Genomic DNA, 21,302 nt, shown 5'->3' on the forward strand with positions numbered 1-21,302 from the left:
CCTTCGGCAGCTCCTACAAACACCGCGTCGCTGACAGAGAAAACACTTGGCGGCCGTTCAGCGCACGACATGCCGTCCCTCCTCCCCTTTTCGCAATAAAGCACTTCTGCGCCGCGCATTTGTGCCCGCTTCATTTCCCGACATGCCAGTAAATTAAAGGCACGGTCCCGCAGAGCGACCGACAGCAAATCTCCAGCTCGCTCAAGAAATCTGCCAACCATCGGGGAGACCTTCATATGACAGCATCGAGTATCCGCAGCTTCAAACTGGCGAGTCTGGCAATCCTTACCGGCTGCGCCAATATGGCGTTCGCTGAAGACATCACATTTGTATCCCAGGGCGGCGCTTATCAGGAAGCGCAAAGCAAGGCGATCCTCGAGCCTGCCGCGAAGAAACTCGGCCTTACGCTGAAACAGGACAGCTCGCCCAAAGCCTATCCGATCATCAAGACCCAGGTCGAAAGCGGCAAAGTCACCTGGGATGTGGTGGACCTGCCCACCGGCGACTGCGTTCGCGGCCAGCAGGAAGGTTTGTTCGAAAAGCTCGACCTGGCGCTGATCCCCAACGCAGCGCAATTGCCTGCGGACCTCAAGGATGATTACAGCGTTGGCTACATCAGCTACTCCACCGTGCTGGCTTACCGTACCGACGCTTTCAAAGACGACAAGGCACCGAAGACCTGGGCTGATTTCTGGGACACGAAGAAATTCCCCGGCCAGCGTTCATTGCGCAACCTGCCACGCCCGACCCTGGAAATAGCCCTGCTGGCTGACGGCGTAGCCCCCGACAAGCTCTACCCGCTGGATGTAGAACGCGCCTTCAAGAAACTGGAAGAAATCAAACCGCACATCGCGACCTGGTGGACATCGGGCGGCCAGTCCGCACAACTGATCAGCGACGGCGAAGTGGACATGATTCAGGCGTGGAACGGCCGCATTACAGCGGTGCAGGCCGACGGCGCACCGGTCGCCTTCGATTACAACCAGGGCGTGTTGGAAACCAACTCGCTGTGCGTGCTCAAAGGCTCGCCACACAAGGTCGCGGCCATGAAGTTCGTCAACGAAGCCATCGACGCAAAACTGCAGGCGGCATTGCCGATGATCATCGATTACGGCCCGCTGAATCCGGAAGCGTTCAAGACCGGCACGATTCCGGCCGAACGTGCTGCCAAGCTGCCTTCAGCACCGGAAAACATCTCACGCCAGGCTTTGCTGTCGGCCAAATGGTGGGCATCGGCAGACGGTATCAAGGCAGAGGAACGCTGGCTGTCGTTTGTGCAGAAGAAGTAACAACTGAACGCCTATCCCGGTAGGAGCGAACTTGTTCGCGAGGCGGCAGCACTGACTCACCGCATCAGCCCTCTCGCCAACAAGTTGCCTCCTACCTGACATCGCCGCCAAATGGGCGTCGGCACCAAGGCCTAAAAAACCTGGTTGTCGTTTATGCAGAAGAAGCAACAACTGAACGCCTATCCCGGTAGGAGCGAACTTGTTCGCGAGGCGGCAGCACTGACTCACCGCATCAGCCCTCTCGCCAACAAGTTGCCTCCTACCTGACATCGCCGCCAAATGGACGTCGGCACCAAGGCCTAAAAACCCTGGTTGTCGTTTGTGCAGAAGAAGCAACAACTGAACGCCTATCCCGGTAGGAGCGAACTTGTTCGCGAGGCGGCAGCACTGACTCACCGCATCAAACCCTCTCGCCAACAAGTTGCCTCCTACCTGACACGGCGGTGGGGCTGGATACCGTGCCAGAAGCCTCAACGCAGGACATGCCGTCTACCCGCCTCATTACGCAATAAAGCACTTCGGTGCAGGGCATTTCAGCGGCTTCCGTTGGCGACATATGGGTACATTGGAAATTGCACGGTCCCGCAGAGCGACCGGAACAGCAACACACTCGCTTTCAGCATCTGCCCCCACTTTTCGGGAGTCGTTCATATGCCAATACTCAAGCAGAGCGCCTTCCAGCGCTTCAGCCAGAACCATTGACGGGAGACAAACATGTCCAATGCTTATCTCGCCAAGTCCCTGCCCGAATCCGACAATCACAAGCAGCAACCGCCGCTGACCAATAGCGATGCCCTTGCCCGCGAAGAGCGCAAGGAAAACACATCGATGATGTTGCTGCTCACCCCGGCGCTGGTCATGGTGGTGGTGCTGCTGATCCTGCCAATGTGCTGGCTGGCGTTCCAGTCGGTGCAGACCGAAGAAGGCTTCTCCCTGGCCAACTATGTCCGTATTTTCGAAGAGCGAATCTACTGGGACACCTTTGTCCTGACTTTCAAGATCAGCCTCATTGTCACCGTGCTGTCGATTTTCCTCGGTTTCCCCATCGCTTATGCCGCGTCGCGCCTGCATGGCTTCTGGGCGAACCTGATTCTGATCTGCGTGATTATCCCGTTCTGGACCAGCGTGCTGGTGCGCTCCTACGCCTGGCTGGTCCTGCTGCAACGCCGTGGGCTGGTCAACCAGACGCTGATCGACATGGGCATCATTGATCAACCGCTGAACCTGATGCACAACACCACGGGCACGGTAATCGGCACCCTGCACGTCATGCTGCCGTTTATGGTTCTACCCCTGTATTCGGTGATGAAAAAAATTCCGCAGGACCTGATGCAAGCCTCGGAAAGCCTGGGGGCCAAGCCCTTTTACACCTTCCGCCGGGTGTTCTTGCCGATGGCTGCTCCCGGAATCATGGCAGGGTCAATTCTGGTCTTTGTCATCTGCCTGGGCTTTTTCATTACCCCTGAACTGCTGGGTGGTGGCCGCACAATCCTGGTATCGATGCTGGTCCAGCGTAACGTTGAGCTTTATCACGCCTGGGGCGCCGCGAGTGCGGTCGGTCTGGTGCTGTTGTTGGTGGTGTTCCTGATTTTCTGGGGTATCAACAAGTTCATCCCTATCGAACGCATTCTGGGAGCGCGCTAAATGAAACTGGTTGCCTATCTGCGTCAGGTCCGCGTCTCCCATTTGCTTTTCACGGTGTTGGTAGCCGCCATCCTGCTCTACCTGATCCTGCCGGTTCTGATCGTGGTGCCGATGTCGTTCTCGGAGGCCCGCTTCCTGCAATTCCCGCCCAAGGAGTGGTCGCTGCGCTGGTATGCAGCGTTCTTTGAGAGTGCTGAATGGATGTCGGCGGCACGGGTCAGCCTGATCACCGCGGCCGTCACCACGCTGGTAAGCCTGCCCATCGGTATGGCTGCCGCTTACGCCATCAACAGCTCAAGCCTGAAGGTGGTGCGCACACTGCAAATCATTTTGCTGCTGCCGATGATGGTACCGATCATCCTGATCGCCGCCGGAGTGTTTTTTGTGTACGCCAGGGTAGGCTTGATCAGCACCATGACCGGGCTGATTCTGGCGCACATCATGCTGGCACTGCCCTACGTGATCATCGCCCTGCTGGCCGGATTGCGTAATTTCGACATGTCACAGGAGATGGTCGCCCGTAGCCTGGGCATGAACCGCTTCCGGGCATTCATGGCCGTAACACTGCCGCAAATCAAGCCAAGCCTGGTCTCGGCCACGCTGTTTGCCTTCATCACTTCGCTGGATGAAACCGTGGTGGCGCTGTTCATTTCCGGCGGCGACAACCAGACCCTGACCAAACGGATGTTCACCGCCCTGCGCGATGAAATCGACCCGACGATTGCGGCGATCAGCTCAATCCTGATTCTGGCGTCGCTGTTGTTGGTGGTGATCGCGGGGCGCAATAAACCGAGCTGAATCTGGCACTGAATTGGAATGGGGACTGTGGGAGCAGAGCTTGCTCGCGATGAGGCTGGACGCGATTCACTTTAGACCCTGTCCAGCCTCATCGCGAGCAAGCTCTGCTCCCACAAATAAAGCCAGCAACATCTGCCGCCAGCAGCGCAAATTCAGCATCTACCACCCGCTCCAGCGGCCATCTCGGCATCGGCCACCGGGCAGACATTCTTAAAATGAGTCCATCGTTCGGACCCTCAAGGCACCCTGATCATGTTGAAAAATACCCTGCGTGACCCTTCCCTTCTCGTTGAGCGCGCCTACGTCAATGGCGAGTGGATCAGTGCCGATGACGGCGCGACGCTGGACGTGACCAACCCCGCCGATGGCAGCGTTATCGCCCGGGTGCCAGCCCTGCAAGCCGCTGAAACCCGCCGTGCCATCGAAGCAGCCGAAGCCCGCTTCGTGTCCTGGCGCGAAGTCCCGGCGGCCGAGCGAGCGCGTTTTCTTGAAGTCTGGTTCAAGCTGATCATGGACAACCAGGAAGACCTGGCGCTGATCATGACCGCCGAGCAAGGCAAGCCCCTCGCTGAGTCACGTGGCGAAATCGCCTATGGCGCCAGCTTCGTCAAATGGTTCGCTGAAGAAGCCCGCCGGATCTACGGCGACACCATTCCTTCACCCGTCGCTGATCGACGGATCATCGTCCTCAAACAACCGATCGGTGTCGTCGCGGCGATCACCCCGTGGAACTTCCCCAACGCGATGATCACCCGCAAATGCGCACCGGCTTTGGCGGCCGGCTGCCCGGTACTGGTCAAGCCTTCGGAGATGACCCCGCTGTCAGCCCTGGCGCTGGCGGTGCTGGCAGAGCGCGCCGGAATCCCGGCCGGCGTGTTCAACGTATTAACCGGATTGCCTGCCGGGGTCGGTGGTGAAATGACCAGCAATCCGGCAGTACGCAAGCTGTCATTCACAGGCTCGACCCGGGTCGGCCAATTGTTGATGAGTCAGTGTGCGAGCACCATCAAACGCCTGAGCCTGGAGCTGGGCGGCAATGCGCCATTTATCGTCTTCGACGACGCTGACCTGGACCTGGCCATTGCCGGGGTCATGCAAAGCAAATTCCGCAACGCCGGACAAACCTGCGTTTGCGCCAACCGGATTCTGGTTCAGGACGGGATTTATGACCGCTTTGCCGAGCGCCTGAGCGCTGAAGTCGCCAATCTGAAAGTCGGTGACGGCCTGGAAACCGGCGTCACGATCGGCCCGCTGATCAATGCCGCCGCCGTCGACAAAGTGGCCCGCCATATCGGCGATGCGCTGGAAAAAGGAGCCAGCGTGGTCATTGGCGGCGCGCCTCAGGGAAATGGCCTTTACGTTCAACCCACCGTGTTGCGCGATGCCAAAGCCGACATGCTGCTGGCCAGCGAAGAAACGTTCGGCCCTGTGGCACCGCTGTTCCGCTTCAAGGACGAGGCCGAAGCGCTGGCGCTGGCCAACGCGACGCCGTATGGCCTCGGTGCGTATTACTTCACTCAGGACATGCGTCGTGCCTGGCGCGTAGGTGAGCGACTGGAGTTCGGCATGGTGGGTCTGAATACCGGGATCATTTCCATGGAAGTCGCCCCCTTTGGCGGCATGAAGCAGTCAGGCACCGGCCGTGAAGGCTCGAAGTACGGCCTGGACGAATTCCTCGAAGTGAAGGCCTGGCATATCGGTGGTCTGGACTGACGGCCAGCGTTGGACACGGATACCGCCGGGCAGCAGATCCTGTTTTCCCGGCGGCTTAAAACGGCACGAACACAGCCAGCGCCTGTGTTCAGATGGATGCAGACACCCGCTCTGCACAGGAGGACGCTTCATGAATTTCACCGAAGGTTTTGAATCAGTCAGCGTCAATCAGGTTTGCAAGGACTACGGCAGTTTGAAGGCGCTGAACAACGTGAACCTCAAGGTGGAAGCGGGAGAATTCATGTCCCTGCTAGGCCCTTCCGGGTCGGGCAAAACCACATTGCTGAGCATTCTGGGCGGCTTTATCCGGGTCAGCTCCGGCAACATCCTGTTTGGCGAGCGCGACGTCACGCTGATGCCACCGCACAAACGCGAAATCGGTGTGGTCTTTCAGAACTACGCGCTGTTCCCGCACATGACGGTGGGCGAAAACGTTGCTTTCCCTCTGCGCGCCAGAGGTGAAAGCGCCGCCAAAAGCCTCGGCCGCGTGAAACAGGCGCTGGCAACGGTTGAATTGAGCGGCTACGAAAACCGCTCCATCGCAGCGCTTTCCGGCGGCCAGCGACAACGGGTGGCACTGGCCCGGGCGATTGTCTTCGAACCCAAATTGATCCTGATGGACGAACCCCTTTCCGCGCTCGATAAGCAACTTCGCGAAACCATGCAGATTGAGCTGCGCGCCCTGCACAAACGCCTCGGCGCAACAATGATTTACGTGACCCACGACCAGCGTGAAGCGCTGACCATGAGCGACCGTATCGCGATCATGCGTGGCGGCCAGTTGGTACAAGTCGATACGCCGCGTCGCTTGCACGATCATCCATCCGATGATTTCGTCGCCAGTTTCATTGGCGAAAGCACGTTGATTCCGTTGCAACGCAGTGAAAGCGGCCTGAACCTGGGCGCGACGGCTCTACGTACAACCCGTCCAATCCCGCCGTCGGGGGATGTGTTCCTCGCGTTACAGTCGGAAAAGCTGTTGCTGGACAACGACAGTTCAGGCCCCGAGTGGAATCATCTGCGCGGACGGGTTTCGGACATCGTGTTCCAGGGCGAAAGCCTCAAGGTCTTCGTCGATCTGGAAGGCGGCCCCACCGTCAGCCTGCGTCAGCCAAGCCATCACGAAGGCAACCTGAGCCTGCCGCCTATTGGCTCTCCGCTGCTGATGCGTTTACACCCGGAAGACACCATTGTTGTGCCGCGGGCTATGAGTTGAGACATCATCTTCGTCAATGAACTGTGCAGACTGTGTGGGAGCGAATTCATTCGCGAAAGCGGCATTCCAGCAGATAAATGTCTGCCGAATGTACCACCCTCTTCGCGAATGAATTCGCTCCCACAGGGGGTTGACCTTCACGCAGGATCCCCGGCAACACCCCACAGTGAAATATGTCGCAACCTCCCCCTAAAACAGTCGATCACAGCACTGGTCCGGGCAACTTCAGTGCTTGTGGTTCCGACCAGTGCTTATCCTGATCACATCACCTGCCACCCCGGCGATCACGGAGATTGAGATGAATTCTGCACTGACTGAAACCCAACGGTTGCTCGCACTGCGTGAGCAACACATCCCGCGCGGCATCATCACGGCTCACCCGGTTGTAGCGGCACGCGCCGAAGGGGCGCAGCTGTGGGATGTGGACGGCAAGCGCTATCTGGATTTCGTCGGTGGCATCGGCGTACTCAACGTTGGCCATAACCACCCTAAGGTTGTCGATGCGGTACGGCGTCAGGTCGGTGAAATTTCTCATGCCAGTTTTCAGGTCGCGGCCTACGAAAGCTACATCGAAGTCGCCGCGCGCCTGAATACGCTGATTGGCGGCGAAGAGCACTACAAAAGCATCCTGTTTACCTCGGGTGCCGAAGCGGTGGAAAACGCGATCAAGATCGCTCGCAGCCACACCAATCGCACCGCAGTGATTTCCTTTCGGGGCGGCTTCCATGGCCGGACCCTGCTCGGTGTGACCCTGACAGGCATGAGCCAGCCCTACAAACAGAATTTCGGCCCCTTCCCGGCCGAGATCTACCACGCCACCTACCCAAACCCTTATCGCGGGATCAGCAGCGATGACGCGCTGGCCGAGCTGGATGAACTCTTCGCCACCGATGTCGCACCTGACCGGGTTGCGGCAATCCTTATCGAGCCGGTTCAGGGTGATGGTGGTTTCATTGCCGCCTCCAGCGAATTTCTCCAGGCCTTGCGGGCACGCTGCACTCAACACGGCATCGTGCTGATCCTCGATGAAATCCAGACCGGCTTTGGTCGTACCGGCACCATGTTTGGCTTCCAGCACTCGGGCATCAAACCTGATCTGGTGACCGTTGCGAAAAGCCTGGCGGGCGGTATGCCGCTATCCGGTGTTGTCGGCCGTGCCGAGATCATGGATGCGCCGACACCGGGTGGCCTGGGCGGCACCTATGGCGGCAACGCGGTGGCTTGTGCTGCGGCACTGGCAGTACTGGACCTTTTCAAAGAGCAGGATCTGCTGGCCAAGGGCGCGAAACTCTCCCCCCAGTTGCATGAAGGTTTACTGGCCTTGCAAGCGCGTTACCCGCGTATCGGTGATGTAAGAGGCCTGGGCTTCATGCTGGCCATTGAAATGGTGGCAGCCGACGACAAGCAAAGCCCGGACGCTGCGCTGGCGCAAAAGGTCATCGATGGCGCGCGCAACGCCGGCCTGCTGGTCATCAAGTGTGGCGTACACCGTAACGTGGTGCGATTCCTCGCGCCGCTGGTGACAACCCCGGAACAAGTGGCCGAAGCTTTGCAGATGCTCGATACCGCACTGGCTGCGGCCTGCTGAGGCACGCGCGGCAAGACCTGGCCCGGCCTGTTCATGCAGCGCAGGGCCCGGGTTCGGAACACGGGTGCGGAACATGATGGAACCGACAGCTGTTACTCAGGAGCGAATCATGAAAGTCACCCAGTACAAGGCATTGGGTTTTTCCTTTGGAACACTGGTTGATCGAGAACGGGGCATTCTTGAGGGGCTTCGACCGCTGGCAGTGCAAGGCAATCCGGCGATCAGTGACGAACAATTGCTCAGCGCCTACCGACAGACCGCCGACCTGCTGATCAGCAGTGGACCAGCAAGCAGCCCGAGCGCGTTTCACGGCCAGTTGTACCAACGTCTGGCTCACCAATTGCATACCATTCCTGACTGGGATCAGAGTGTTGCTTTCAGTAGCTCCTCTGACCACTGGCCCATATTCGAAGATGTTCCAGGTGCCTTGCAGTACCTGAGCAAGTTCTACCGTTTGATACTGATTGCCCCACCTCACGGCATCAACGTGAGCTCGCTGACCAGCCGGTTGCCGGTGACGTTCGATGCCGTCATCGATCCCGTTGATACCGACTGGCACACGAGCCTGGACGCCGCGTTACTCCAGCTGGAACTGGAGCGATCAGAATTGTTACCGGTGCGCAGTACCGAGATGGACGACCCGTGGAACGAGCGGGTGGATTTCCCGGTATGTACGTTGCGACGGGGTCATAGCCAGCCGTGGAATCACTCACCGCAGGCACTGGATGGCAAGCGCTGTGAATACGCCAGCCTGGCAGACCTCGTCCACGCGCATCAAAAAGCACTGCACGCCTGAGGTGGGCAGTCTGGATTTTGAAATGGCGAGGACTGAACCATGGACGCTGCAACGAAGCTCGATCGTATCGACATCAACATCCTGGTCCAATTGCAGAAAGACGGGCGAATGACCAACGTCAGCCTCGCCGAAGCCGTCGGTCTGTCCCCCAGTCCTTGTTTGCAGCGGGTCAAACGTCTTGAGTCGGCCGGTTACATCAGCGGCTACGAGGCCCACGTCAATCTCGCCAAGTTCGCCAACTCGGTCACTGTGTTTACCGAAGTCACCCTCTCCGACCACAAACGTGGCGACTTCGTGAAATTCGAATCCAGCATCCGCAACATCGACGAAGTGCTGGAATGTCATTTGATCAGCGGCGGCTACGATTATCTGGTGCGCTTCCTGTGCAGCAGCATCCAGCACTACCAGGAATTGATGGAATCGATCCTCGACAAGAACATCGGGATCGAGAAGTACTTCAGCTACATCGTGATCAAATCACCGGTGGTGAAAAGCACCGTGCCGCTGCGGAGTCTGGTCAGGGCGGTTTGACACACAAGACTCGGTGACTCCTGGCAAACAAAATTGCACCATCCGATCTGGAATGCTTTTTCTGTAGGAGCTGCCGAAGGCTGCGAAGCATTCAATCTGATGCACCGCCATTGCAGCCTTCGGCAACTCCTACAGATCCAATGTTTGAGGCAGATAGCGTGGTGCAATGATCACCGGCCGATAACATCAAGGAATTGCTGCCATCCTGCCGCCAGGCGTACGCCGGGAGCGCGGAACGCGTGCATGGGAATGGGTTTGAATTTATCACCGCAAAGCAAACCCAGGTCGACCTTCTCTCCGGACGTCATTTTCGCCAACAGCCCGCCCATGTACGTCGACATGGCGACCCCGCCGCCGTTGTAACCAATCGAGTAGAAGCTGCGTTCATCCAGTTGCCCGGCATGAGGCAGATAGTCCAGCGTCATGGCAACCAGGCCGGACCAGCGAAAATCAACCTGGTAATCACGCAGTATCGGAAATACCTCACCCATGCTGCGCTGCAAGGTACGGAAGGCGCTCTCGGAATCGTTCTTGCCAAACGCCCCCCGCCCCCCAAAAATCAGCCGGTCGCCGACAACCCTGAACCAGCGCAACATGCGCTTGGTATCACCGCACACCTGACCGCCCGGCATGATCTGCGCCAGTACATCAGCGGGAAGCTTTTGAGTCGCGATGATCGCACTGCGAAACGGAATCAAGCGTCGATGCAGGGTGTCAGTGACCCGGGTCTGGTCGGAATAACCATTGGTGGCGTAGATCACCTGGCGGGCGCTGATTCGCCCTTGCGGAGTCATGACGATAACGCGGCCGGCCTCATGACGCACCTGGTTCGCAGGGCTGTTGATGTACAACTTCACGCCGCGATCACTCAAGCTTTGCGCGATGCCACGGGCGTAATTAAGGGGGTGAATACCGCCTGCTTTGGGTGTCAGCAAGCCGCCGGTAAAAATCGTCGACCCGGTGGCTTCACGAACCTGCTCGGCGCTGATCATCAGCGACGACGAGCCACCGGTTTCCCGCTTGATCCAGTTTGCCGTGGACTCAAGCCCGCCTAACGCATGAACGTTGTGCGCAGCAGCAATGTGACCGCCCATGTGCAGCTGGGCCCCTGACAGGCCAAGGCTTTCGACCATTTCCACCAGACTGTCCACTGCCGCATAACCTGTGCGATACATCTGCAAGGCCGTGTCACGACCAAAACGCTCCATCAGCGTTGGAAAGCCTACCCGAAACTTGGGCGAAACTACCCCGCCGTTACGCCCACTGGCGCCCCAGGCGAGGGTATTGGCCTCGACAATCAACGGTTCGCGACCGCCAAGCGCAATGTGATGCGCCGCAGCCAAACCGGTGTAACCGGCACCGACGATCACCACGTCGCACTGGCGATCGCCTTCAAGGGATTGCAGCGCGGGAGAAGGCTGGGCAGTGGCCGCCCACAGGCTCTGAACAGTCATGGCGAACATCCAGCTAAAAAGAGAAAAGGCGCTCGCAGCAAGGCCAGAGCGCCAGAGTCGTCACCCAGCGTCAGTCAACCCAGCTCTTTCTCGACCGCGTCCGCCAACTGCGCCAGCGAAGTGAAGTGGTAATGCGGTTCCACGCGATCAGACTCAAGCGTGCCCCCGGTGCCCTTTTGCGCGAAACGGCGTTCGATCCAGCAGGTTTGATAGCCCAGACGCATCGCTACGCCAATGTCATGGTATTGACTCTGCGCGACGTGCAGGATGTTTTCGAACAGGATGCCTTGAGTCGCCAGCACGCCTCGGGTGTAGGCAAAAAACTGTGGATCAGGCTTTTCAAAGCGTACGTCGTCAACGGTCACCCGCACATCAAACGGTTCCTCCAGCGTTTTGGCCATGAAATCCAGCGCCCAGATCTGCGAGTTGGTGGTCGCGACCAGTTTGAAATGCTTGCGCAGACGCTTCAGCGCTTCAATCGAATCGGGGAACGCCGGGAAGTTCTTCACGGCAAGGCTCAGGCCTTTGGCGTATTCGTCGCTGTCCGGCAGCCCCAGTTTCGAGGCGATGACGTGGTAGCAGCGCTCCAGGTCATCCGGCCACCAGCCTGAATCGGTCTGTGCACGAGCCTCGCGATAAGCTTTGAGAATATCGTCATCGCTATGGGCTTTACCCGCTTCGCCCGCCACCTCACGAACATGAGCGAGAATGCCTGCTTCAAAATCAATGAGGGTGCCGACGACATCGAACGTCAGGGCTTTGAACTGCTTGAATGACATAGGGCGCTCCGCAAGATATTCATGGGGGTAGAGCAAGCTGGTTGACCCATTATCAGCCTGCTTTCCTCACGAAATATTCCGTTTTTCACGGACCTTGAAGCATAACCTACGGTTTTTCCACTCTGTGCGGCACACCTGATCTCAACGACCCGAGTGGAGAAGTGCCGACAGCCCCAAATGAGGGTAAAGCGCGTCCACTTTTGCGACGTCGGCACGCATCTCTTCGATGATCCAGTCACGAACACTTTCGACCACCGGGCGCACCGGACGATTCGCTGGAGTCACCAGACAACACCGACGCTGTGTGACATGAACCTGTTCGGCGGCGGGCACCAACTCGCCTTTGACCAGGCTGTTCGAGACGACGGTTAACCAGCCCAGCGCCATCCCCTGCCCCAACAAGGCAGCCTGCACGACCACCGCATAGTCAGAAAAAATCAGGGCATTTTCCACGCGCCCGGACGAGCCAAATTCCAGTGTCCAGTCCCGATCCTGATTGTCCATGCAGATCATCGTCGGTGGCTGTTTTTTGCCTGCATCCTGCAAGACCTGCTGGAAATACTGGGGGTTGCAGACGGGCAAGGTTATTTCCGGAACAACCAGTGTATCCGTGGCTTTCAGGCTGCCTGAATCGATGTAACGCATGCCCAGATCGACATCCACCAAGGGTCCACCGATTCGGCCAGACATCAGCTGATATCGCATGTCCACACTGGGAAATCGCTGACTGAAGCGGCTCATGCGCGGCATCAACCAGTGGGTCGTGAACGCCGTTGAAACGGACAACGTGACGGTTTCGATGCCCGTTGCGCGGGATTCAATTTCGCTGATCGCCGACTCGATGGTGCTGAATCCCTCCTGCACCCGCCGGTACAAAATACTGCCGCTCTCGGTGAGTCGTGCACCGCCCCGAGTGCGCTCGAAAAGCTGCACACCGAGATGCTCCTCAAGACGGGAAAGCATTCGACTGACCGCTGGCTGGCTGACGCACAGTTCATCCGCCGCCCGGGTGAAGCTGCCACACCGCGCAGCCGCTTCGAAGACGAACAGGGAACTTGAACTGGGAAGCTTTCGACGAAGATTAGACATGACCTGAGCTTATGCCTGAAGCAACTATTAGTAAATTGCCGGATGCAGAAATTGATGCTTATTCTTGCGAGCGACCGAGTGTGTGTTTTGCAACGATCAAGATCCTCACTCGCCCTTTTCTGCTCTTCCCGACGAGGCCCGCCTGATTATGGAAAACGCTCTGAAGTTTTATATCGATGGTGGTTGGATAGCACCCGCCGGGGACTCGCAGTTGGCAGTCATCAATCCGGCCACTGAACAGCCCTTCAGCCAGATAGCCATGGGCAATCAGACCGACGTGGACGCAGCAGTTTCGGCAGCACGACGTTCATTTCCGGCATTTGCCCGCACGACGCCCAACGAGAGAAGAGTTCTGATCGAACAGATACTCGACGTATTCATGCAGCGCTACGACGAGATTGCCGAGGCGATCATGGCCGAAGTCGGTGCACCCAAGGCACTTGCGTACGATTGGCAGGCGGGTATCGGCAAGCGTCATCTGCAACAACTGCTGCGCACGCTGGATACGTTCGCGTTTCAGAAAACCAATGGTAATACGCTGATCAATCTGGAGCCGGTGGGGGTCGTTGCACTGATTACACCCTGGAACTGGCCCATCAATCAGATCGTCTGCAAGGTCGCGCCAGCACTCGCGGCCGGTTGCACGATGATCCTCAAACCCAGTGAAGTAGCCCCGCTTAATGCCTTGCTGTTTGCTGAAGTCATGCACGAAGCGGGTGTGCCCGCCGGGGTGTTCAACCTGATCAATGGCGACGGGCCAACCGTGGGTGCTGCACTGGCAGCGCACCCTGAAGTGGACATGGTTTCATTCACCGGCTCGACGCGTGCGGGTGTGGAAGTCGCGCGTCTCGCGGCGCCTGGCGTGAAACGTGTGCATCAGGAACTGGGCGGCAAATCGGCGAATATCCTGCTGGACGATGTTGATCTGGAGAAAGCCGTGACCTCTGGGGTCAATGGCTGCTTCGGAAACAGCGGACAGTCCTGCAATGCGCCGACCCGCATGCTGGTGCCTGTTTCATTGCATGATCGAGCGGTGGAAATCGCCCGGCGTGCGGCTCTCGCCCATCAGGTTGGCGATCCCGCCAATCCGCAATCGACGATGGGACCGGTGATCAGCGACCGGCAATTCCAGGCCATCCAGCGAATGATCGCCATCGGCATCGACGAGGGTGCGCAACTGATCTGCGGTGGCCTGGGCCGCCCCGAAGGCCTGGAGCGTGGCTACTACGTGCAGCCGACAGTGTTCGCCGGAGTGACGCCGGACATGACCATTGCCAGGGAGGAAATCTTCGGCCCGGTGCTGGTGATTCAGGCCTATGACGATGATGAGCACGCGGTTGCGCTGGCCAATGACAGCGTTTTCGGTCTGGCCGGTTACGTGCAGTCCTCCAACCTGCAGCGAGCCCGGGAGATTGCTTTGCAGCTACGGGTCGGCGGCGTCTACATCAACCATCCCGACTGGAATCCAAGCGCGCCGTTTGGCGGTTACAAACAATCGGGTAATGGCCGGGAATATGCCGAGTGGGGATTGGAGGCGTTTCTGGAGACGAAGGCGATTGTGGGCTTCTACTCTTGATGGCCCCACCCTATCGCCCGCCGGCTCAAATCCCGGTAGGAGCGAATTCATTCGCGAAGAGGCCGGTACATCCGCAGCCAATGTGTGCTTTGAAAGACCGCATTCCCGAATGAATTCGGTCCCACAGGGTTCTGCGTCTTGCCCAGATTACCGGTGGGAGCGAATTCATTCGCGAAGAGGCCGGGACATCCGCAGCCTGTGTGTTGCCTGAAATACCGCCTCCCGAATGAATTCGGTCCCACAGGATTCTGCGTCTTCCCCAGATCAAAGGTAGGAGCGAATTCATTCGCGAAGGGGCCGGGCCATCCACAGCCTGTGTGTTGCCTGAAATACCGCCTCCCGAATGAATTCGGTCCCACAGGGTTCTGCGTCTTACCCAGATCAAAGGTAGGAGCGAATTCATTCGCGAAAGGGCCGGTACATCCGCAGCCTGTGTATTGCCTGAAATACCGCCTCCCGAATGAATTCAGTCCTACCGGGTTGTATGTCTTGCCCAGGTCAAAGGTAGGAGCGAATTCATTCGCGAAAGGGCCAGTACATCCACAGCCAATGTGTTGCCTGAACCACCGCCTCCCGAATGAATTCGGTCCCACAGGATTCTGCGTCTTGCCCGAGTTACCGGTAGGAGCGAATTCATTCGCGAAAAGGCCAGTACATCCATGGCCTGTGTGTTGCCTGAAATACCGCCTCCCGAATGAATTCGGTCCCACAGGGTTCTGCGTCTTCCCCAGATTACCGGTGGGAGCGAATTCATTCGCGAAGAGGCCGGTACATCCGCAGCCTGTGTATTGCCTGAATACCGCCTCCCGAATGAATTCGGTCCTACCGGATTCTGTGTCTTGCCCAACTCAACGGTAGGAGCGAATTCATTCGCGAAAGGGCCAGTACATCCACAGCCTGTGTGGTGCCTGAAATACCGCCTCCCGAATGAATTCGGTCCTACCAGGTTCTGCGTCTTGCCCGAGTCAACGGTAGGAGCGAATTCATTCGCGAAGAGGCCGGGACATCCGCAGCCTGTGTATTGCCTGAAATACCGCCTCCCGAATGAATTCGGTCCCACCAGGTTCTGCGTCTTGCCCGAGTCAACGGTAGGAGCGAATTCATTCGCGAAGGGGCCGGGCCATCCGCAGCCAATGTGTTGCCTGAAATACCGCCTTCCCGAATGAAGTGGAGCGCCACCCCGGTCGGTCACACAGGTTCGTCATTGTCATGATGGGTAAAAGCTGTGCCTGTACCGGCGCCTCGCGAACAAGTTCGCTCCTACCCGGCCTTGATCAAATCTGCGATCCGCTCGGCAATCATGATTGTGGGCACGTTGGTATTGGCGCACGGGATGGAGGGCATCAACGACGCATCACATACCCGCAAGCCGGTGACGCCAATCACTCTCCCATCACTGAGGGTGACCGCCTGCGGATCATCGGCCCGGCCCATGCGACAGGTGCCCGATGGATGCCAGGTGCCACCGACATTTCGCCGGACAAATCCGGTCAAGGCCTGATCATCGGCGAGCAGTTTTTTCAGCGTCACTCCCTGAGTGACCAACCCGTGAACAAGCCACGTCCGAAACGGCCCGGCCACGTCCAGCAACAGGCTTAATGCGCCGCGCAACATGCCATTGATCAAGCCTGGCTGAGCGACTTTGGCGACCCGGGGCGAATAGCTGGACGGGAACGCCACGCTACGCAAGGCACCGAGTTGGGCGGCTGACAGCGTCCCTGCCCCAAACTTCAAGGCCTGCTTGAGGCGCTCCAGGTCCCGTGGATCAGAAAGCATGTTGAAGTCCACCTCCGGTTCCTGCGCCGGATCACTGGAGACCAGTCGCACACGGCCCCGGGAATAGGACTTGTTGACCCAGAAAAACATCGTGCCCAATCGATACCCCAGCGAGTGCCAGCCGGATCGGGACAGAATCGCGCCATGCATGTCGCAAGGCACCGTATCCGGCAAACCCGAGGAAAAGCGCACAATGGCCTGCTCGTGGTGCTCGTTGGCGAACGCCGTGCGCCCCGCCTTTTTCAACAACGCAGACACCGCAATCGATGGATGCTCCATGAGGTTGCCGCCGACTCCCGGACGATCCGCCACCACAAAAATCCCCAGTTGAATCAGCTCATCGGCAGGACCAATACCGCTGCGCATCAAAACTGCCGGGCTGTGGATCGCCCCGGAACAGACGATCACTTCTTTGGCGAATAGATCCATTGAGGTGCCATCCGCCTGCACAATACGCGCCCCTATCGCCTGATGGGACTTGAACAGCACGCGGTCGACCAGGCATTCAGTGCGCACTTTCAGATTGCTGCGTTGGCGGACCTCATCGGACAGATAACAGACCGACGTGGGAATGCGTTCTCCTTCCGGGCTGACGCCAATTGCCCCAACGAATACGCCCGGCTCCCAAGGCCCGTTCTGATCAGCTTTGGTAGCCAGTCCACTTTCACCCAGCACCTTCATCACTGCTTTGACGAAGGGAGAAAGAAACTCCTGCGCAGTGCGGCGGATCCGCAGTGGTCCTTGCTTGCCATGCAACGGGCCGTCGAAATCGGTATCGTTTTCCAGCTTGCGAAAGTACGGCAGGCAATTGTCCCAACTCCATCCCTCGGCACCGAGTCGCTGCCACTCGTCATAGTCGTCGGGCGCGCCGCGATTGGTCATCAAGGCATTGATTGCGGAGCCTCCGCCCAGCAACCGTGCCTGTTCATAGCGACGTTCGGTGGAACGCTTGCCCATCAGCGCCGTCAGCTGTCGCCAGATATTGCGCGTGTCCAGGTAAGCACGCCCGGGATAGCGGCTGCGAATCTCGGCAGGCATGTTACCCGCCGAGATGTCCCGCCCCGCTTCCACCAGGCACACACGTTTGTCTGCATCCTCGGACAGCCGCGCAGCCAGCACGCAGCCTGCCGAACCGCCGCCCAGAATCAGGTAATCGAGCACTTTCAAGATGACGACCTACTGAACAAACTTGAGCCAGCGATCCTTGGCCGCAATGCCCGCAGCCGACGACCACCATTCTTCAGACATCAATGCCTGCCTGGCGGCGTTATCCGGCGAACTTGGCAGCTCTTTGGCCCGTTCGGCGGTCAACTTGCCGGTGCTGAATGCAGCCGGGTTACCTGGCCCGTAATCGATATACATCGGCAGGTTGGCCTGCAGGTCCGGTGAGAGCGCTTCGTTGACGAACTTCACAGCAGTTGCGTAGTTCGGCGCGCCTTTGAGGATGCACAATTGGGTGTTTTGCAGAATGCCGTCGTTATAGGTAAAGGCGACGTCAGGATTGTCCTTGCGAACCGCACTGGCGCGACCGTTCCAGATCATCAGCATGTCGACCTCGCCATCGTTGAGCAGTTGTGCCGATTGCCCACCGGAGCTCCACCACACGGCGATATCCGGTTTGATCTGCTCCAGCCGCTTGTAGGCGCGATCAACATCCAGCGGGTAGAGTTTGTCACGAGGCACGCCGTCCGACAGCAGTGCCGCCTCCAGGGTCCCCATCGGGTCGTTACGTAATGAGCGAGTCCCCGGAAAATCCTTCACATTCCAGAAGTCGGCCCAGCTCTGCGGCACCTTCTTCAATGTTTTGGTGTTATAGCCCAAGACTGAAGAATAGAACTCATAAGCGACGGAGTAAGGCGTGCGATAGGCCTCCGGCATAGCTTGAACATTGGGCATCTTGCTCAGGTCGAGTTTTTCGATCAGCCCTTCGTTGCCGCCGCGGATGCAGTTGGACGGCGGCGTATCGATCACGTCCCAGACCGGCTTGCCCGCCGATCCCTGAGCCTTGACCATGGGCAAGGCGTCGGGAACGCTATCTTGTTTGATGGTGATGTTCAGGCGCTTGGCTGCCGGATCAAGAATCGCCTTGGTCTGGGCTTCCTGATAAACCCCGCCTTGGGAAACGAAGGTGATTTCTTCTGCCGATACCGACATCGCGCATGATATCGAAACGCACAACAGGGATAAGACTGAACCCAATGAAACGGTTTTCATGGCAAATCTTCCTGAACGTAGAATGATTCGGCAGCTTAAAAACCCTTTTCTGAACACCCTGCAAAACCAACGCATGCTCAGGTTTAAGTTTTATTGTTACCGAGCGGGTCGGCAGGACGTTACAAGAGCCGGGGCCTGTCCGGCAATGCACCAATAATCATTACTGACATGATCTGCGGTTATGAAGAATCTGTGGGAGATTCTATGCTGGTCCTACGGGCCTTCGTACGCTCTGTGGGAGCAGAGCTTGCTCGCGATATGAACACCGCAGTTTCAAGCCAGACCGCATCATCGTTCATCGCGAGCAAGCTCGGCTCCCACAAAGACCTCTTCGCTACGTGCCGCAAACGGCAGTCGTTTAGCCAGTTCCTGCGCAAGGTACCGGGTGAATAGCGAGATGCGCTGCGGGATGTGGCGTCGGTGCTGGTACATCGCATAGATATCGCCGCGCGGCGGTTGATAATCGTCCAGTACCGCCACCAGCCGCCCACTTTCCAGATGCGCCTGCACATCCCAGCGGGAACGCAAAATCAAACCGTGGCCGTCAAGCGCCAGATTCATCGCCACTTCCCCGTCGTTGCTCGACAGCGTGCCACTGACCTTATGGGTAAAATCCTGGCCGTCTTTCTGAAAACGCCAGATGGCGTAATCACTGCCGAACTGACGCAGCACGATGCAGTTGTGCTCGGCCAGATCCGCTACGCGCGTCAACAGAGGCCGACCTTCCAGATAGTGAGGTGACGCACAGAGAATTCGCGGATTCTCCAGCAGGCGGATACCGATCAGCCGCGAGTCCGGCGGCTCGCCCATGAACACGCCGATGTCGAACTGATCATCGAGCAAACTGACGGGCTGGCTGGTCAGTTCCAGGGAAATCTCCAGTTCAGGATGCAGCCGGGCAAAACCGGACACCAAGGGCGCCAGATGCCGTCGACCGAAACCCAGCGTGGCGTTGATTCGCAAACGACCATGCAACGTCGGCTGGCGACTGTTCAGGGCGCTTTCCAGCTCTTCGAGCTGCCGCAGGATCGGCCGCCCTCCCTCCAGATAGAGCACGCCTTCCGGGGTCAACGATAACCGGCGCGTAGTGCGCTGCAGCAACTGCACGCCAAGCCGGGCTTCCAATTGGCTCAAGCGCTTGCTCACTGCGGGCAGCGACAGCCCCATCTGCCGTGCAACTTCGGTCAGGCTGCCCCGCGTGGCCACCTGCTGAAAGAAGCTCAGGTCATCGATCATGCTCATGGATTGTTTCCTTGAATCTAAGAATGGCTTTCGCGATTGACTAATTATTAATCCAGAAACACTGCATACACTGAGCTTCGTCCACCATCAACCCTGGAGTCGCAACTCATGAGCAAGGCCCATTACAAAATTGCCGTCATCCCTGGCGATGGCATAGGCAAGGAAGTCATGCCCGAAGGCGTTCGCGTGCTGAACGTGGTGGCCGCGCAGCACAACCTGGAGTTGCAGTGGGACTGGTTCGACTTCGCCAGTGCCGATTACTACCTGGCCCACGGCAAAATGATGCCGGACAACTGGTTCGAGATTCTCAAAGGCTACGATGCGATTTACTTCGGCGCAGTGGGCTGGCCGGATGTAGTGCCTGATCACATTTCCCTGTGGGATTCGCTGCTGCAGTTCCGCCGCGAGTTCGACCAGTACGTGAACCTGCGCCCTTGCCGCCTGATGCCTGGCGTGAAAGCACCGTTAGCCAATCGCAAACCGGGTGACATCGACTTCTGGGTGGTGCGTGAAAACACTGAGGGCGAATACTCCAGTGTTGGCGGCAAGATGTTCCCGGGCACCGACCGGGAAATCGTCCTGCAGGAAACCGTCATGACCCGGGTGGGCGTCGACCGTATCCTGAAATTCGCTTATGACCTGGCCCAGAGCCGTCCGAAAAAGCACCTGACTTCTGCGACCAAATCCAACGGCATCGCGATCACCATGCCGTACTGGGATGAGCGCGTTGTGGAAATGGGCAAGAAATACCCGGATGTGAACGTCGACAAGTACCACATCGATATCCTCACCGCGAACTTCGTCCTGCATCCGGACTGGTTCGATGTTGTGGTCGCCAGCAACCTGTTTGGCGATATCCTTTCCGACCTGGGTCCGGCCTGCACGGGCACCATTGGCATCGCGCCTTCGGCCAACATTAACCCTGAGCGCAACTTCCCGAGCCTGTTCGAGCCAGTGCATGGCTCAGCTCCGGACATCGCAGGTAAAGGCATTGCCAATCCGATCGGCCAAATCTGGTGCGGTGCGATGATGCTTGAGCATCTGGGCCATCCGGAGGCCGGTGCGGCAGTGCTAACCGCGATTGAAACCGTGCTGGCCATGGGACCGGAAAACGCCCCGCTGACTGCTGATATTGGCGGCAAGGGCAATACTGAAGCGCTGGGCAAAGCCATCGCGGCTGCGTGTGAGCGATAAGGAAAGTCGGCATTTACTATTGAACAAAACGCAAACCACTGGATAGATACGATCTTGTGTGGGGAGATTCTATGTTGGCCTGCAAGCGTTGATCCTGGTGGGAGCGAATTCATTCGCGAAGAGGCCGGTACATTCGCCGCCTTTTCTGCCGCCTGAAATAGTCTTCCCGAATGAAGTGGAGCGCTACCCCGGCCGGTCCCACAGGTCGATCATGAACTGAAGATCAGCGCCAACATGTGCGGTGCTTGCCTTGGGCGGCATTCCGACGATAAACGATAACGCGGTATGTCTTCGAGCTGCGTCTCATGTATCGCGGGCAAGCACCGCTCCCACATGGGAACCGAGTTGCGTCAGGGACACTGGGTGAGCTCCAAGGAGATGGTTTGTTTAGCACCGGCTACAC

The 21,302-nt window shown here is 58.2% G+C and carries 16 protein-coding genes; 10 read left to right on the forward strand and 6 right to left on the reverse strand.

What is annotated here, in order from left to right:
* The first annotated feature begins 236 nt into the window (after positions 1–236).
* From K3169_RS17640 to K3169_RS17675, 8 genes are all read left to right on the forward strand, one after another.
* A complete protein-coding gene (locus K3169_RS17640; RefSeq protein WP_027900148.1) occupies positions 237–1,289 on the forward strand; it encodes an ABC transporter substrate-binding protein in 1,053 nt (350 codons plus the stop codon).
* Positions 1,290–2,003: 714 nt separating this feature from the next.
* Positions 2,004–2,933 carry an ABC transporter permease gene (locus K3169_RS17645; protein WP_027900149.1) on the forward strand — a complete coding sequence of 310 codons (930 nt, stop codon included), beginning with the start codon at positions 2,004–2,006 and terminating at the stop codon, positions 2,931–2,933.
* Entirely contained in the window at positions 2,934–3,731 is a 798-nt protein-coding gene (locus K3169_RS17650; protein ID WP_027900150.1) for an ABC transporter permease, read from the forward strand.
* A 252-nt stretch (positions 3,732–3,983) separates the two neighbouring features.
* On the forward strand, positions 3,984–5,444 hold the full coding sequence (locus K3169_RS17655; protein WP_263267271.1) for an NAD-dependent succinate-semialdehyde dehydrogenase: 1,461 nt from the start codon (positions 3,984–3,986) through the stop codon (positions 5,442–5,444).
* 130 nt (positions 5,445–5,574) lie between these two features.
* On the forward strand, positions 5,575–6,660 hold the full coding sequence (locus tag K3169_RS17660; protein WP_231671289.1) for an ABC transporter ATP-binding protein: 1,086 nt from the start codon (positions 5,575–5,577) through the stop codon (positions 6,658–6,660).
* A gap of 298 nt (positions 6,661–6,958) precedes the next feature.
* Positions 6,959–8,248, forward strand: coding sequence for a 4-aminobutyrate--2-oxoglutarate transaminase (gene gabT, locus K3169_RS17665; RefSeq protein ID WP_263267272.1), 1,290 nt, complete (start codon positions 6,959–6,961; stop codon positions 8,246–8,248).
* A 109-nt stretch (positions 8,249–8,357) separates the two neighbouring features.
* Positions 8,358–9,044, forward strand: a complete 687-nt coding sequence (locus tag K3169_RS17670) for a hypothetical protein (RefSeq protein ID WP_263267273.1) — start codon at positions 8,358–8,360, stop codon at positions 9,042–9,044.
* A gap of 39 nt (positions 9,045–9,083) precedes the next feature.
* Positions 9,084–9,575 (forward strand): Lrp/AsnC family transcriptional regulator, encoded by a 492-nt coding sequence (locus tag K3169_RS17675; protein WP_027900155.1) that lies wholly within the window; start codon positions 9,084–9,086, stop codon positions 9,573–9,575.
* A gap of 170 nt (positions 9,576–9,745) precedes the next feature.
* Here K3169_RS17675 and K3169_RS17680 read toward each other — a convergent pair whose 3' ends face one another.
* The 3 genes from K3169_RS17680 to K3169_RS17690 form a co-directional block, all read right to left on the reverse strand.
* Positions 9,746–11,029, reverse strand: coding sequence for an NAD(P)/FAD-dependent oxidoreductase (locus K3169_RS17680; RefSeq protein ID WP_263267274.1), 1,284 nt, complete (start codon positions 11,027–11,029; stop codon positions 9,746–9,748).
* Positions 11,030–11,103: 74 nt separating this feature from the next.
* Positions 11,104–11,808 carry an HAD-IA family hydrolase gene (locus tag K3169_RS17685; protein WP_099268336.1) on the reverse strand — a complete coding sequence of 235 codons (705 nt, stop codon included), beginning with the start codon at positions 11,806–11,808 and terminating at the stop codon, positions 11,104–11,106.
* Between the two features lie 141 nt (positions 11,809–11,949).
* Positions 11,950–12,897: a LysR family transcriptional regulator gene (locus tag K3169_RS17690; protein WP_122705321.1), complete on the reverse strand. Its 948-nt coding sequence runs from the start codon at positions 12,895–12,897 to the stop codon at positions 11,950–11,952.
* A 148-nt stretch (positions 12,898–13,045) separates the two neighbouring features.
* On the opposite strand from K3169_RS17690, the gene K3169_RS17695 reads away from it, so the two are divergent.
* Positions 13,046–14,473: an aldehyde dehydrogenase family protein gene (locus tag K3169_RS17695; protein WP_263267275.1), complete on the forward strand. Its 1,428-nt coding sequence runs from the start codon at positions 13,046–13,048 to the stop codon at positions 14,471–14,473.
* A 1,260-nt stretch (positions 14,474–15,733) separates the two neighbouring features.
* Here the strand turns inward: K3169_RS17695 and K3169_RS17700 are convergent.
* The 3 genes from K3169_RS17700 to K3169_RS17710 all read right to left on the reverse strand — a co-directional run bounded on the left by K3169_RS17700 (position 15,734) and on the right by K3169_RS17710 (position 19,705).
* Positions 15,734–17,410, reverse strand: coding sequence for a GMC family oxidoreductase (locus K3169_RS17700; RefSeq protein ID WP_263272320.1), 1,677 nt, complete (start codon positions 17,408–17,410; stop codon positions 15,734–15,736).
* Positions 17,411–17,425: 15 nt separating this feature from the next.
* Positions 17,426–18,463, reverse strand: coding sequence for an ABC transporter substrate-binding protein (locus K3169_RS17705; protein WP_122395171.1), 1,038 nt, complete (start codon positions 18,461–18,463; stop codon positions 17,426–17,428).
* A gap of 288 nt (positions 18,464–18,751) precedes the next feature.
* Positions 18,752–19,705, reverse strand: coding sequence for a LysR substrate-binding domain-containing protein (locus K3169_RS17710; RefSeq protein WP_263267276.1), 954 nt, complete (start codon positions 19,703–19,705; stop codon positions 18,752–18,754).
* Positions 19,706–19,813: 108 nt separating this feature from the next.
* Between K3169_RS17710 and K3169_RS17715 the strand changes: the two genes are divergently transcribed.
* Positions 19,814–20,899, forward strand: coding sequence for a tartrate dehydrogenase (locus K3169_RS17715; RefSeq protein WP_099268331.1), 1,086 nt, complete (start codon positions 19,814–19,816; stop codon positions 20,897–20,899).
* Positions 20,900–21,302 lie beyond the last annotated feature (403 nt).

This window comes from Pseudomonas phytophila, from assembly GCF_025643095.1.
Taxonomy (GTDB): domain Bacteria; phylum Pseudomonadota; class Gammaproteobacteria; order Pseudomonadales; family Pseudomonadaceae; genus Aquipseudomonas; species Aquipseudomonas quasicaspiana.